Annotated in this window: 13 protein-coding genes and 1 tRNA gene; 5 read left to right on the forward strand and 9 right to left on the reverse strand. The window is 65.6% G+C overall.

Translation table 11 applies throughout. From position 1 onward, the window contains the following. Positions 1 to 90: 90 nt before the first annotated feature. Positions 91 to 804 (forward strand): DUF4136 domain-containing protein, encoded by a 714-nt coding sequence (locus tag N0B51_RS09880; protein WP_259962163.1) that lies wholly within the window; start codon positions 91 to 93, stop codon positions 802 to 804. Positions 805 to 919: 115 nt separating this feature from the next. Here the strand turns inward: N0B51_RS09880 and N0B51_RS09885 are convergent, their stop codons facing one another. Further along, positions 920 to 2206, reverse strand: a complete 1287-nt coding sequence (locus N0B51_RS09885) for a glutamate-5-semialdehyde dehydrogenase (RefSeq protein WP_259962164.1) — start codon at positions 2204 to 2206, stop codon at positions 920 to 922. Between the two features lie 355 nt (positions 2207 to 2561). Between N0B51_RS09885 and proB the strand changes: the two genes are divergently transcribed. Beyond that, a complete protein-coding gene (proB, locus tag N0B51_RS09890) occupies positions 2562 to 3725 on the forward strand; it encodes a glutamate 5-kinase (protein WP_259962166.1) in 1164 nt (387 codons plus the stop codon). A gap of 36 nt (positions 3726 to 3761) precedes the next feature. Here the strand turns inward: proB and N0B51_RS09895 are convergent, their stop codons facing one another. From N0B51_RS09895 to N0B51_RS09905, 3 genes are all read right to left on the reverse strand, one after another. Then, entirely contained in the window at positions 3762 to 4313 is a 552-nt protein-coding gene (locus tag N0B51_RS09895) for a GNAT family N-acetyltransferase (RefSeq protein ID WP_259962242.1), read from the reverse strand. Positions 4314 to 4329: 16 nt separating this feature from the next. Next, positions 4330 to 5508, reverse strand: coding sequence for an amino acid aminotransferase (locus N0B51_RS09900; protein ID WP_259962167.1), 1179 nt, complete (start codon positions 5506 to 5508; stop codon positions 4330 to 4332). A gap of 87 nt (positions 5509 to 5595) precedes the next feature. Beyond that, a complete protein-coding gene (locus N0B51_RS09905) occupies positions 5596 to 6396 on the reverse strand; it encodes a DUF1134 domain-containing protein (protein ID WP_259962168.1) in 801 nt (266 codons plus the stop codon). Between the two features lie 187 nt (positions 6397 to 6583). Between N0B51_RS09905 and N0B51_RS09910 the strand changes: the two genes are divergently transcribed. Together N0B51_RS09910 and N0B51_RS09915 are read left to right on the forward strand one after the other, a co-directional pair. Beyond that, positions 6584 to 6674: transfer RNA gene (locus tag N0B51_RS09910), tRNA-Ser, on the forward strand. A gap of 158 nt (positions 6675 to 6832) precedes the next feature. After that, positions 6833 to 8119 (forward strand): tyrosine-type recombinase/integrase, encoded by a 1287-nt coding sequence (locus N0B51_RS09915; protein WP_259962169.1) that lies wholly within the window; start codon positions 6833 to 6835, stop codon positions 8117 to 8119. Between the two features lie 21 nt (positions 8120 to 8140). Here N0B51_RS09915 and mobF read toward each other — a convergent pair whose 3' ends face one another. The 4 genes from mobF to N0B51_RS09935 form a co-directional block, all read right to left on the reverse strand. Continuing rightward, the gene (gene mobF / locus N0B51_RS09920) at positions 8141 to 10984 is read right to left on the reverse strand and encodes a MobF family relaxase (protein WP_259962170.1); all 2844 of its coding nucleotides are present in this window, start codon (positions 10982 to 10984) and stop codon (positions 8141 to 8143) included. Beyond that, complete coding sequence (locus N0B51_RS09925; RefSeq protein ID WP_259962171.1) at positions 10985 to 11737, reverse strand: hypothetical protein; 753 nt, start codon at positions 11735 to 11737, stop codon at positions 10985 to 10987. Beyond that, complete coding sequence (locus tag N0B51_RS09930; RefSeq protein WP_259962172.1) at positions 11727 to 12017, reverse strand: hypothetical protein; 291 nt, start codon at positions 12015 to 12017, stop codon at positions 11727 to 11729. The genes N0B51_RS09925 and N0B51_RS09930 overlap by 11 nt, the downstream gene beginning before the upstream one ends. A gap of 252 nt (positions 12018 to 12269) precedes the next feature. Beyond that, positions 12270 to 12725, reverse strand: coding sequence for a hypothetical protein (locus N0B51_RS09935; RefSeq protein ID WP_259962173.1), 456 nt, complete (start codon positions 12723 to 12725; stop codon positions 12270 to 12272). A 353-nt stretch (positions 12726 to 13078) separates the two neighbouring features. Here N0B51_RS09935 and N0B51_RS09940 point away from each other — a divergent pair, with 353 nt between their 5' ends. After that, a complete protein-coding gene (locus N0B51_RS09940) occupies positions 13079 to 13309 on the forward strand; it encodes a DUF6437 family protein (RefSeq protein ID WP_259962174.1) in 231 nt (76 codons plus the stop codon). 115 nt (positions 13310 to 13424) lie between these two features. Here the strand turns inward: N0B51_RS09940 and N0B51_RS09945 are convergent, their stop codons facing one another. Beyond that, the gene (locus N0B51_RS09945; RefSeq protein WP_066768330.1) at positions 13425 to 13817 is read right to left on the reverse strand and encodes a single-stranded DNA-binding protein; all 393 of its coding nucleotides are present in this window, start codon (positions 13815 to 13817) and stop codon (positions 13425 to 13427) included. Positions 13818 to 14177 lie beyond the last annotated feature (360 nt).

A 14177-nucleotide genomic window follows, 5' to 3' on the forward strand; every position in this document is an offset into this window, starting at 1 on the left:
TTTACACCCTGCCGCATCGATGACAGCTTGCGCGCTTCCCGGACTGCCGGAGCCGCGCCGCTGCGAAGGCAACATCAAAGGGTTTCGCACATGTCCATTCTGACCAACTGGGGTCGCACACTGAAGCTGATCGCCGTGCCGCTCGCGCTCGGTGCGCTGGCCGCGTGCGCGACCCCCTTCAAGGCGGACGTCCAGCGCTTCCAGAGCGCGATGCCGGCACCGCAGGGCCAGACCTTCGCGGTCGTGGCCGAAGACCCGGCACTCGCCGGTGGCCTCGAGTTCGCGCAGTACGCCGACTACGTCGAGGCCAACATGACCCGCCTTGGCTACACCCAGGCCGCCACGCCCGAAAACGCCGACCTGCTGGTCCGCTTCGACTACGGCGTCGACAAGGGCCGCGAGCGGGTGCGCCGCACGGGCTTCCACGATCCGTTCTACGATCCGTGGTACGGCTATGGCTTCGGCCGCCGGGCTTACTGGCCCTACTACGGCCGCGGGTTCTACAGTCGCGGGTTCTATGGTCGCGGCCCGTGGAGCTACGGCTTCTACGACCCGTTCTTCGACAACGGGCTGGACGTCTACACCGTCTACACCAGCGGGATCGAGATGAAGATCGACAACCGCGCGACCGGCCAGCGCCTGTTCGAAGGCAAGGCCGAGGCGCTGTCGACCTCGAACCGCCTCCAATACCTGGTGCCGAACCTGGTCGAGGCGATGTTCACCGACTTCCCGGGCCGCTCCGGCGAAGTGAAGCGCATCTCGATCGCGCCGGAGAACATGCCGGTGCAGCGCAACACGCGCTGAAACGCCGGCGGGGTCATTCCCCCAGGGAGGACATCGAGCGGGGCGGGTCGCGGGGAAGCCGCGGCCCGCCCTTTTCGCGTCTGGCGGCCCGCCGCGCGCGTGCGGGACCGGGGTGTCAGGGCCGCGTCTGGCCCTGCCCCTCGACTAGGTATTTGAAGCTCGTCAGCTGCTCGAGGCCGACCGGCCCGCGCGCGTGAAGCTTGCCGGTGGCGATGCCGATCTCGGCGCCCATCCCGAACTCTCCCCCATCCGAAAACTGGGTCGAGGCGTTGTGCATCACCACCGCGCTGTCGATCGTCGCCATGAACCGCCTTGCGGCCGCGTCGTCGCGGGTCAGGATGGCGTCGGTATGACCCGACGAATGCTCCGCGACGAAGTCGAGCGCCGCGTCGAGGTCGTCGACGATCTTCACCGAGGCGATCGAATCGAGATACTCGGTATCCCAGTCCTCCGGCCCGGCGGCCGCCAGGCGCCCGTCGATCGCGCGGGCCGCCGCGTCGCCGCGCAGCTCGCAATCGGGCATGGCATCGACCAGCCTGGGCAGGACGTCACCCGCGATCGCGCGGTCGATCACGATGCTCTCGGTCGCGCCGCATACGCCGGTGCGGCGCAGCTTGGCGTTGCGGATCACCTCGACCGCCTGGTCCACGTCGGCGTCGGCGTGGACGTAGGTGTGGCAGTTGCCGTCGAGGTGCAGCAGCGTCGGCACGCGCGCCTGGTCGCGCACCAGCTCGACCAGTCCCCGGCCCCCGCGCGGAATGACGAGATCGATCGTGTCGACCGCGCGCAGGAGCTCGCCGACCACCTCGCGGTCGCTGGTCGGGACCGCCTGCACCGCGTCGACGGGAAGGCCGGCTTCCGCCAGCCCCTTGCGCATGCAGTCGATGATCGCGGCGGTCGAGCGGGCGCTTTCCGAGCCGCCGCGCAGGATCACCGCATTGCCCGACTTGAGGCACAGCGCGCTTGCATCGGCGGCGACGTTGGGACGCGATTCGAAGATCATCGCGATGACCCCGAGTGGCACCGCCACGCGCCGGATGCGCAGGCCGTTCGGCCTTTCGAAGCAAGCCAGCTCGCGGCCGACCGGGTCGGGCAGGCCGGCGATGTCCTCCACCGCCTGCGCCATCGCCTCGGTCCGTCCCGCGTCGAGCCGCAGCCGGTCGATGAACGAGGCGGGACGGCTATCGGCGACATCGGCCACGTCGGCCTCGTTCGCCTCGACCAGCCGGGGCGTGGCCGCGCGCAGCGCGCTCGCCGCGGCGAGAAGCGCCTCGTTCTTCGCCGTGGTCGAGGCCGTGATCAGCTTGCGGGCGGCGGCGCGCGCGCTGGCGCCCAGCGTCCGCACCTGTTCGGCGGGGCTGGCAGCGCGGGTCTGGGGGTCGAGTTCCTGAGTGGGTGTCATGAGAGTCGTCTGGCTTCCGTATCGTGGTTCGGTTCGCGCGCCCGACGGACGGGCGCTGTCGCGCAAGAGCGCGGAGCAAATGACAAGGGCGCGATCGCAAGGTCCGCGATCTCGCGCCGGATGGGTCCCGTGCGGGGGTCTTTGCCGGCCTTCCGGTCATCCAACCAGAAAAAAGGCCAGAGGTTTCCGAGAGATTTCGGGAGAATTACGAATTCTTTCCTGGTCTCGTTGCAACGAGGACCCATATCGGGCTACGGGAACTCCCATATGGCGATGCGCGTGTCAAGTTCGGCGGCGATCGACCGGAACCCATTCTGCATGTTTGACCAGATACAGACAATTCGGAAGTTCAGTTGTGATTTCAGACAAGAGAGTAGTCATTAAACTCGGTTCAAGTCTTTTAACCGACGAAAAGAGACTGATGGTTCGCTGGGCCTTCATGCAGCGCGTGGTCGAGGACATCGCGCTGCTGCGTGACGAGGGATACGAGGTCATCGTCTGTTCGTCCGGCGCGGTCGCGCTGGGGATGCGGATGATCGGCGTGACCCCGGCGACCGCGGGCCTCAGGGACAAGCAGGCGGCCGCCGCCTGCGGAATGCCGCTGCTGCTCAACGCCTACAAGCAGGTCGGTCACGAGCACGGCCTCGACATCGCGCAGGTCCTCGTGACGCTGGGCGATTTCGAGGATCACGCACGCTTCCTCAACACCAAGAACACGCTCCACCGGCTGCTGGCGGCCGGGATCGTGCCGATCATCAACGAGAACGACACGATCACCACTGAGGAAATCCGGGTCGGCGACAACGACCGGCTGGCGGCCAAGGTGGCCCAGATGGTCGAGGCGCGGCACCTCGTGATCCTGACCGGGGTCGACGGCCTCTACGATCGCAATCCCGATGAGCCGGGCGCGAAGTTCGTCGAGGTGGTCGACGACGCCAGCGAATACATCGAGGCGACCGCCGGGATCAGCACGCTGGGCAGCGGCGGGATGCTGACCAAGATCCAGGCCGCCAACATGGCGCAGAACGCCGGGTGCACCACGCTGATCGCCAACGGCGAGGCCGAGGACCCGATTTCCTCGGTCCTGAAGGGCAAGCGGCGCTGCACGACCTTCATCGCCCACAGCGAGCCGACCGACAGCTGGGCGGCCTGGCTCACCAACCGGCTGCAGATGGCCGGCAGCATCGTCGTCACCGACAGCGGAGCCGAGGCGATCGCGACCGGGACCCGGCCGATCGACCGCGGCGACGTGGTCGAGGTCCGCGGCAAGTTCGTGAAGGGCGATGTCGTCCACATCTACGACCAGCAGGGCGTCGAACGCGCGCGCGGAATGACCGATTTCTCGTCCGACGAAACCGAGATTCTCGTCCGCAACCTCGAGATTCCGGTCGAGCAGCTGCTCGGCTACCAGTCGCGCGCGGTGCTGGTCGAAAGCAACAACATGGTCCGGATCGACGACCGGCACCTGCCGTGGGACGACCACGAGAACAAGCCGACCGGCGCCATCGCGGCGGAGTGAGGGCCTGCGGACCGGCAAACCGCCGTCATCCGCCCCTTACCCGGCCAGGGGTCCGCGCGCGAAGCTCTCGCGGTCGATCTCGTAGACCACGTTCACGCTGGGCTGCCCTGCCTTGATCTCGGACTGGCGCCGGTCGGTCAGCCGCCCGCCGATCTTCTCCATCGCCCTGCGCGACCGCAGGTTGGTTTCGCCGATCCGGAACCGGACATATTCGACACAGGCCAGTGCGTGGGCCAGCATCAGCCGCTTCATCTCGCGATTGAACGCGCCGCCCCAGTGCGAGCGGGCGAGGAAGGTGAAGCCGATCTCGACCGAGGGGCCGCGGCCGTCCTCGTCGTCCTGGTAGTCGTAGTATTGAGAGGCGCCGATGATCGCGCCGCTCGCCCTGTCGATCGCGACCAGCGCTCCGCCGTTTGCCAGCGCGTTGCCGAAATAGGCGCGAAAGACCGGTTCCTGCCAGCGATCGTGTGCGGGGTGCCCGGCCCACAGCTCACGGTCCGAGGCGACCGCGAACAGCGCATCCCAGTCGTCCGCGCGCAGGGGCCGAAGGCGCAGCCGCTCGCCCTCGAGGACCGGCTGGCGGTTCAGCACCGTGGGAGCACCTTCAGGCGGTCACCTCGGCGAGGGCGCGGATGAACTTGTCGATGTTGGCCTCGGTCAGGCCGGCGACGTTGATCCGCCCCGATCCCGCCATGTAGATGGCGTGATCCTCGCGCAGGGCCGCGATCTGGTCCTTCGACAGCGGCAGGACCGAAAACAGCCCGTTCTGGATTCCCAGCGGCGTCAGGTCGACGCTGCCCGCGGTGCCCGCACCGGCCAGCCGGTCGCGCACCTGGCGCATCCGGGTCCGCATCGTGTCGAGCTCGTCGAGCCATTGCGCGGTGAGGTCGGGATCGCGCAGGATCAGACGCACCGCGGCCGCGCCGTGATCGGGCGGCATCGACCAGTTGGCGCGCGCCAGCGCCGCCGCATTCGAGAGGATCGCGGGCAACTGTCCGCCCTCGGCCGCCATGACGTAGAACGCGCCCACGCGGTCACGGTAGAGCCCGAAATTCTTGTCGCAGCTGTACGCGACCAGCGCCTCGGGCACCGCGGCGAGTACCGCGCGCAGCCCGTAGGCGTCTTCCTCCATCCCGTGGCCGAGGCCCTGGTAGGCGACGTCGACGATGGGCAGCGCCCTGCTTTCGGCAAGCGCCGCGGCGATCGCGTCCCACTGCTCGGGCGTGTAGTCGATACCGGTGGGATTGTGGCAGCACCCGTGGAGCAGGACCGCTTCGCCCTCCCCCGCGCCGCGGATCGCAGAGAGCACCGCGTCGAGGTCGGCGGTCCCGTCGGGGCAGGCATGGCTGAAGCCGGCGACCTCGAGGTCGAGGTCGGCGAGGATCTGCGCATGATTGGGCCAGCTCGGCGTGCCCATGTGCACGCGGGTGACGCCGGCCGCCTTGGCGAGCGCGGTGGCGAGGCGGACGGCCCCGGTCCCGCCGGGGGTCTGCATCCCCTCGATCCGGCCGCCCATCGTCGGGTTCGCCTCGCCGAAGACATAGGGCATCAGCGCCTCGACGAAGCCCATGTCGCCCTCGGGACCGAGGTAGGACTTGGAATCCTGCTCGTCGACCAGCCGGCGCTCGGCCGCCTTGATCGCCGCGAAGACGGGTGTGTCGCCCTGGCCCGTCCGGTAGACGCCGACGCCGAGATCGATCTTGTCGGTCCGCGGGTCGTCGCGGTGCATCTTGATGAGCGCGAGAAGCGCGTCGGGTGCCTGGGGAGCGAGACGGTCTAGCATGGCCGCCGCTTTAGCCGATACGCGAAGGGCCGCAACGGCATTCCCGTTGCGGCCCCCGCGATCCGAAGGGCAGAATTTCTTACAGGCTCAAAACGGGAGCCAGCGCTGCTTCTTCGAGAACTTCATGTAGCCCGCGTTGAGCCCGAGCCGCAGCCCGGCGCCCACGCGGATCGGGATCAGCACGACGTCGCCCTTGCGCAGGTACGATGCCGTCAGCCCGCCGATGGCATAGGCATTGCCCTCGCCCGCGGGGTAACGCTCGTAGAGTTCCTCGCTGTCGTAGAGGTTGTAGACCAGGACGAATGTGTTGCTCGCGTTGGCGCCCACGTCGAGACCGACCGAGGGGCCGGTCCAGTAGACCGGCCGCTCGCCCTCGACCTTGTGGTGCAGCGTGCCCGAACCGTAGCGCGCGCCGACGACGAAGGCGCCGCCCGCCTCGCGCCCGACGATGTAGGCATTGGGCTCGCCCTGCTTGGCCAGCAGGTCCTCGATCATCCGCGCGAGCCCCTCGGCGCCCTTGCCGAAGACGCCCTCGGCCGCGCCGATCAGGTCGTCCTTCTTGTAGGTGTCGCCCTGGGCGGCCGCGACCGCGGGCTCGGCCGCCGCCTGCGTCGCCGCGGTCGATGCGTCGGCGCTGGCGACGACCGGGTCGGTCCACTCCGGCGCGACTTCGGCCGGGGCGCCCGCCGGCGGGGTCGCCTGGTATGTCGTCGCATTGTCATAGGGCGCCGGTTCGCCGGGGTTCTCGGCCGGCTGGGCGAGATCGGCGTCGATCCCCGAATTGGGGTCGATCGTCTGGATCTGGGCCAATGCCGGGCTGGCGACGAATGCGGCGGCGCCGATCGCGGCGATCCAGCCGCGGCGCGCGAGAGCCTGGAACAAGGCCATGATTTCCCTCCGTTCCCGTGAGCGGGATGCGTCCAGAGCGAAGAAGAGTCCTTCCGCGGTGAAGCGGCAATGAACGCGCGACGAGGCGAATCCGATTTGCGACGAAGCGAGTCGCGTATTCGGTCGAAACGGCCCCTTGCGACCCCCCCACCCCGCCGCTATAGCGCCCGCCTGCCGCACGGGACCCGGAGACGTGGGTGAGTGGCTGAAACCAGTTCCCTGCTAAGGAACCGTACTCTATCAGGGTACCGAGGGTTCGAATCCCTCCGTCTCCGCCACCTCGCGATCCGAGGACATCCCTTAAAGCGCTAAATTCCTTGCTTTTCCGCCATTCTGCGGCCATCATTGTTCTCTATTTGTTTCCGATCTTCCGCCTGCATCCACCCCGATCCGGGGGCACGAACGGGGGCAGCGGAACGCGACTTTGGGGGCACTGATGCTGACCGACATGGCCGTAAGACAGGCTAAGCCCAGGCCCAAGGACTACAAGCTCGCCGATTCCGAAGGGCTGTACCTGTTCGTCTCGAAGGCAGGCTTGCGCAGCTGGCGGCTGAAGTATCGCTTTGCCGGCAAGGAACGAAGGCTGGTTCTGGGTCGCTATCCCGAGATGGGGCTGAAGGAAGCGCGGGACCGCAAGGCCGATGCGCGGCGGCTCCTGTCCGATGGCCGCGATCCGGGGATCGAGGCGGCCAAGGCAAAGGTCGAACGCGCGGTTGCGGCGGCGAATACCTTCGAGGCACTGGCGCGGGGCTGGTACGACCTGCAGAAGGACCGCTGGACGCCGATCCATTCCCGCGATGTGATCACGAGCCTGGAGAAGGAAGTCTTCCCGTGGGTCGGCATGCTGCCGATTTCCGAGATCGACGAACCCATGGTGCTGTCCGTGCTGCGCAAGATCGAGAAGCGCGGGACGATCGAGACGGCACACCGGGTGCGCCAGCGCATGTCGGCGGTGTTTGTCCATGCCATTGCCGAAGGGGCTGGTACGCGCGATCCGGCGGCGATCGTGACCAAGGCGCTGAAGCCGGTGCCGCGCTCGAAGAAGCGGCCGGCCTTCCTGTCGTTCGATGCATTGCAGGACATGGTGCGCAAGACCGAAGCCGAACCGGCATCCCCGCTGACCAAGCTCGCCTCACGGTTTCTGGCGCTGACCGCGCAGCGCCCCGGCATGATCCGTGCGCTACCGTGGGACGAGATCGAGGGCGTGGACTGGCAGAGCAATGAGCTTTGCCCTGATGCACTTTGGCGGGTGCCCGCTCACCGCATGAAGCTCGACAAGGAACTGAAGTCCGACGAGGGCTTTGAGCATCTGGTGCCGCTGTCATCGCAAGCGGTCGATGTCCTGCGCGCGGCATGGGTGCTGACCGGGCGCGGGCCGTTGGTGTTTCCATCGAACCGCAATGCCCACCGTCCGATGAGCGAGAACACGCTCTCCTACTTCTACAACCGCTGCGGCTACCAGGGGCGGCATGTCCCGCATGGCTGGCGAGCGTCGTTCTCGACGATCATGAACGAATGGGCCGAACGCAACGGCTCGCCGGGCGACCGGCATGTGATCGACCTGATTCTTGCCCATGTTCCCGAAGGGGTGTCGGGATCGGAAGGAGCCTACAATCGCGCCGCCTACATGGAACGCCGGCGCGAGTTGCTCGATGTCTGGGGCGCCACGCTGCTCGATGCTTTCCCCGCGCCGCACAAGATGCTGGGCTGGCCAAGCCGTTAGGACACCGCGCGGAACAAGCCGTCAAATGCCGATCTCGAACGGTTTGACCCGCTCGCGCTGCAATTCGAGTTCGGGCGCCTTGGGCTCCTTCTCGCCCACGGTTTCCAGCGCGGAAGTCTTTTCGCCCGATTGCAGTTCCAGCTTTCGCTGGGCCTGGTCGGCCTTGTCGACATAGACAGTGAGATCATCGCGCACGCGCGTCACCGAGACGAGGAAGTTCTGCCGGGTCAGCAGTTTCGTATCGCGTGCTTCCATGACGACGATCGCTTTGTCGGTCGTCATGCCCTGCGCCATGTGCGCGTTGTAGGCATAGGCCAGATCGATCCGGGAGAGCATCGGATCGGTTTTTGCCAGGGTCATCTTCATGCCGGTCGAAGTCTCGATGTCGACATGGGACCTGCCGATTGCTGTCACCGTGGCGCGATCGGCATTGAGCAGTCCTCGCTGATGGTCATTCGTCGTCCAGCGGATGCGATCGCCGCCATGGATGGTCCGCTCCCTCTCTTCGTGAAGCGCGATGCGATTGTCCTGCCCGGGCCGGATGCGGTCAGGATCGAAGCGATGCGCCTTGCCCTGGGCATCGACCAGTCCCACGCGGCCATTCCCGTTCACGCCGGTGACCGCATAGAGCCCCGAGGCAAGCCGCTGCGCCTTGACGGGTTTGGCCAGCTCGACAATCCGGCCCGGCTTGTAGTGGTGGGCATAGCGCAGTTCCTCGTTGGTGAGGTTGACCCGGTCGAGCGCCCGGACGGTCAGGCTGCCCCCACCAAGCTCGCCCTTGTCGCGAAGGCCCGCCTGCACGGTCAGGTTGACCGCATCGCGAAGGCGCCGGCCCGATGCAAAGATCATGGTTCGATCACGCTCTTCCCTCGGCAGATCGAGCCATTGTCGCGCGGCCTGTTCGACCACGCTGCCATCGGCTTCGACTACCTTGCCGCCAAGCAGGGCCATGGCCTTACTCACGTCGCCTGCCTGCGCGGCTTTCGCGACTTCGCGGATCATATCGTCGCGGGCTCGGACATTCTGGTCCATGTGCGAGGTCGCGATCCCGGCGTCCTGTGCAAGCGCAAAGGGTTTACCGGCATCGACCGCCCCAAGCTGCCGTGCATCGCCGATCAGCACGAGGCGCGCGACATCGAGCCGGTTGGCGACCTCGACCAGTTTCAGCTGATCGGCATTGGCCATCATCGAGGCTTCGTCGACCACGAGCACGCTGCCTGCCATTTCCGCCCTGACCGTTCTATCGACCTCCCCGGCATAGGCCTTCAGGAACCGGGTTACGGTCATCGAGGCACCGGTATCGCGCTCCAGCTGGCGCACCAGCGTGTTCTGTATGGCCAGCCCCATGACCTTGCGGCCCTGCGCTTCGAACAGGCGCGCGGCGGGTGCAAGCAGGCTCGACTTGCCCGCCCCGGCTATACCCTGGATGGCAATGGTCCGGTCGGAGGACGCAAACATCATGCGTCCTGCCGCTTCCTGTCCGGGATTGAGGGCAAAGCCGTTGGTATCTCGCGCAAAGTGCTGGAGGCTTTCTCCGGCAAGATCGGACGACAGGATCGGCGCAACAGCGCCGCGCCCCTTGTCGATCGCGTCCAGCATGCGCCGTTCGGTCGCGAGCGCCTGCGCGGTCGTGACCAGTCCGGCAGGCTCGTCAGCCCCGCGTTGCAGGTTCCCATTGCGCAGTTGTCGGTCAATCGCCCTTTCGACCTCATCGATGGTTGTCGGCAGGCCGAAGTCCAGCGCGGCCTTGGCGATGTCCGTGACGGCAAAGCCTGCCTCGCGTTGTTCGAGGTGCCGGATGGCAGACGCCACCGCATGGGCAGCGGCAATATCCCCCGGTGTCTGCCTGGGGAACCTCTGCGGCAGATAGGGATCGGTGGCTTGCAGGCCGACTGCACTGGCAAAGCGATCGGCAATATCCCGCGCCTTGTCTGCAATCGTGCTCCACACTTCGCCCATGCGCTGGGTTATGCTCGGTTCGAATTGGAACCTGTGATCGGCCTCGGCGCGGATGGCGGCCAGGTCAAGCCCGATCTCGGTGGCGGACTCCTTCCATCCCGCATAGAGCGCGCCGCGATCCTCGATCGGCGCCTTGTCCTCGCGGGTCATCAGCGTGGCAGCCTGTAGAGCTTGCGGCGAACGCGATGCCATCTCGCTGACCTTGGCTAGAATCTGCTGACGGCGGGTGCTGAATGCCATCACCATGTTGCGCGCGATACCGGCTGCTTCGAAGTTGCCGTGTTTCGAACGGTCGCCGATCCTGTAGCCCATCGCTTCGACGCTGCGGCGGAAGTGCGCCATGGTCATCGAGTTCAATAGCGTATTGTAGGTCCAGAGCTTGTCGTTGCGCAGGGCCCGCCATTCGCCACCCGGCAACCGGGTCATGTTGGCGATGACGGCATGGAAGTGGCTTTGCGGCTCCTGCGCGCGGCTCGTGTCGTGCTCGAACAGGCCGACGACAAGGTTGTCTGTCGACACTTGTCTTTGCCCTTTCCCGTCATCGACCCGCGCCTGTGCCGCGTTCCTTTCCGCCCATGTCAACGTTGCCTTCACCGCCTCGCCATAGGCCTGGATAATCCGCCGGTCTCCACCCACAAGCGCAATCAGCGACCAGCTCTTGGGCATCGAAAATGTGAGGTCGATCCCGGCACGGTGGATGCCTTCGCGCCCCACGCGCGAACCGTCCGGGAGTTCGCCGCGCAGCACGGCCTCGAACTGCTTTGCATCGATCCTGCCCGTCAGGCCCAATGCCTCGGCGCCCTTTCCGAACCATTCGCCCTGGCCCTGTTCGCGGGTGTAGTAGTTGTCGGCAGCGAAGTACGAAGCTGCCCCACCTGCCGAGCGAACCGATGCGACCGAGAGCAATTATTTGTCCTCACGCTTTGACTTGCGGCGGGCCTGACCGGGAACGAACCGGGGTTCCTCGGAGGTCACCGGCGGCGGCAAGGCGGGTGGCAGTTCAGAGGCCGGATCGGGTGGGCGCGTTGGTGCTTGTTCCGTCCGTCGAACAATGCGTGTTGGCACCGGATCGATCGCATCGCTCGGCGTCTGGGGCCGCCCCCCGTCAGGTTCGGCAAAGGGCAAGGAAAGCTGATCGCCACGCACCGCCTTGGACTTGGGCCGCCGCCGTGGTTTGGTCCGTACCGGGGGCTCAACCGGTACGTCTTCTAGCAGCGTACTCCGTTCACGCCGCCGAGCACGTTGCACCCTGATCCGGGCCAAAGCCTCCTCCAGAACCGGCAACGAATGCCAGAGCGCTGGCGGTGCAAATAACAGACCTGCCGCGATCCATGTGCCGCGCACGATCCGGTCCAGCATATGGGCCCATGCCGCCACGAAAGGGTTCGTCGTGGCGACCACGTCCTGCCGCACAACGAAGCTTTCGCCGCCACCGGAGAAGTACCACTGTGCGTCCCCGCTCGCGCCCAGAAACAGGAACAAATTCGCCTTGGCATGGGCCAGGCCGAAGGTGTTGGTGGTGACGCTGGAATGGACCTCCAGCTGGTACCGGATCGACAGGTAAAGGACTGCAAAAACGATAGCGACGGCCAGCTTCGGACCGACCCAGCGGGTGAGGTAGAACGGCTCGTCAAAGGTGGAGCGCGCGTCATCCCACATCGCCGCGGTCCTCGCCGGAAAGGTCGCTGCGCCAGGCTGCGATTACCTGCGCATAGAGTTTGGGATCATGGCGTTCGAGCAGCGCGCCCACCGCCCTTGCCGTGAACATGACATTGCGCTCCAGATCGCCCGGACCGAGCAGCGCAGCGGCGTCGAGTTCGTCGACGACAAGTTTGCGCAGCAGGCCCGTCACCGTCATGTGGCGGCTTGTCGCCAATGCACAGAACTGGTCGAAGATATCCTGCGTTACATAGCAGGCAAGGTGATGGCGTCGCGACATTCGGGCATTCTCCACGCCCCTTTACGATCCGCCTCCTTGATTTAGAACATAGATAGAACAAGCTGCAAATTCAAGCGCGGAAATACGTTTGCTGTCAGAGGGTTGGAGCAGTTGGTCACATGTGGTCAGCGCGGTGACCAATGGTCAGTTTTGCGGGATTTCGGGGCGTGCGGACAAAGGTATTGCAGATCAATATCTTACGCCAAAGATCGACTCCCGGTGAGGGGTAGGGTGTGCTCTCTGTTCCCAGCTTCACCGGCGAGTTTCAGTGATAGGAGCGTAATCCGGATGGAGGGACTTGCCGTTACTTCCCGTGGGTGCGCCTGCGGCCCTACGATGCTCGGTTTCCGGGGCCGATAGGAATGGCTCCTGGCGATCGATCGGCGTATGATTCGCGCCGGTTCCTGATGCAGGACAGGAGTGGGGATAATGACCAGCGTGATCCTGAGCGCGTTGCCTAGCGGCAATGGTCTGGGCGCACACGTCATGCCAGGCGATACCGGATTGCTCGAGGCTGTCGAACCAGTCGTAGAGATGCTCGCCATAAGTACGCAGCGTCTCCCGACTGCGGGTGCGGCCATGCAGGGTGGCAACTTCCATGAGGTACTCGAAGGCCGGCTCGATGATTTTCATGCTGTTCGTCAGCAGGATCGGAAAGTTCGGCGGGATATTCGGGCAGCCTTCGACCGCGCGCACGATGGTGACCATGTCTGCTCTCCCGTGACCGGGCGCGACCTGCGGTCGCGCTTGCGTCACATCGCAAGCGCCGTGCCCCGGGAACAGTCCGACCACCGCCAGCTTTATGGGTTAGCGCGGCGGCCGGCCTGTTCCCTGCTCAACGCTGGTTACAATCAGGACAGATTTCTACCACGTGACCTAACCGTCCGTCCTTGACGCGGGCCCTCAAGCCGCCATCACCATGACAGGGACTGCGAGAGAGACCTCCCCCCTCTCGGTGAAGTACATGCCCTCGCTTCACCGCAAACAAGAACCTTTGCAGAACATTTGTCCTGTGGCAGAATGCTCCGCGAGGGGACCTTCAGCCAGAGGATGAAACGACAATGGCAAGGTCCAGAAATGCGCGCGATGCGCTCACTCGCCTCCGCGAACAACGCGCCGAGCTCAATGCCAGGGAAGCGGAATTGCGCCAGAAGGCAGCGCAGGAATTGGGAGCGATGTTGCTCGAATGCGGCGCCGAAACGCTCGAAGCCGGCAAGCTCAAGCGGCTCGTCAAACAGGCATCGGCCATGGGTCTCGATGCCGCGCTCGAACGTCTCAGGACATCGTCGTAATGCTGTAAGGCAGGCTGCAATCTGCGCTTCGCCTGCCCTGCCTTATCAGCAGGACAAGCAAGAAAAAGGCCCCGGTGGCGCATGCCAGCGGGGCCTTGTCGTTGTACCGTGCCGATCAGTCCTCGTCGATCGGCGGGGCATCCTGGTTGTCCGAGCGGTTCGGGCGCGACAGGAAGTCGACCTTGTCGGCGAGGATCTCGCAGCCGTAACGCTTGTTGCCGTCCTGGTCGTTCCACTGCGTGTAGTGGATGCGACCTTCGAGGCTGACGAGCTGGCCCTTGCTGCAGTACTTCGCGACGTTCTGGCCGAGGCCGTTGAAGCAGGTGACGCGGTGGAACTCGCTGTCCTTGGCAGTGTAGCCGTTCTCGTCCTTGTAGGTCTTGCCTTCCTTGTCGCGGGCCGGACGGTCGGTGACCAGCGAGATCGTAGTGACGGTGGTTCCCCCTTGCGTGGTGCGGGTTTCGGGATCGCGGGCGATACGGCCGACGAGGATTGCGATATTGGTCATGGGTAGATTTCCTTCTGCTCCCAAACCGGAAACCATTTCCGGCTTGCGAACTCCGGTCAGAAGCAGGGCATGGGAGATCTGCACCGCAGGGTCACCGACCCAAGGGGAACCCGCAGACGCCGGGTGGTGCGGGCAGGCAGCGCCCCGCAGATTGCACCGCAATCGCGCGGGGGAGACGCTGCCAACACGGCCGGCGGGGCTGCGGGTTGCAGGGATCAGCTGACCTGGTTCAGGAATGTTCGCGACAAAGCCGGAATGGAATTCGGTGCTGGCAGGAGGATTGCCACTGGCCCTGTTCGTGGATCGACGTGCGTCATCTGCTCGCCATCATGCCAGCAAATGCATGGCGGATAGACCATC

Origin of the sequence: Tsuneonella litorea (assembly GCF_025154015.1) — a bacterium.
GTDB lineage: Bacteria > Pseudomonadota > Alphaproteobacteria > Sphingomonadales > Sphingomonadaceae > Tsuneonella > Tsuneonella litorea.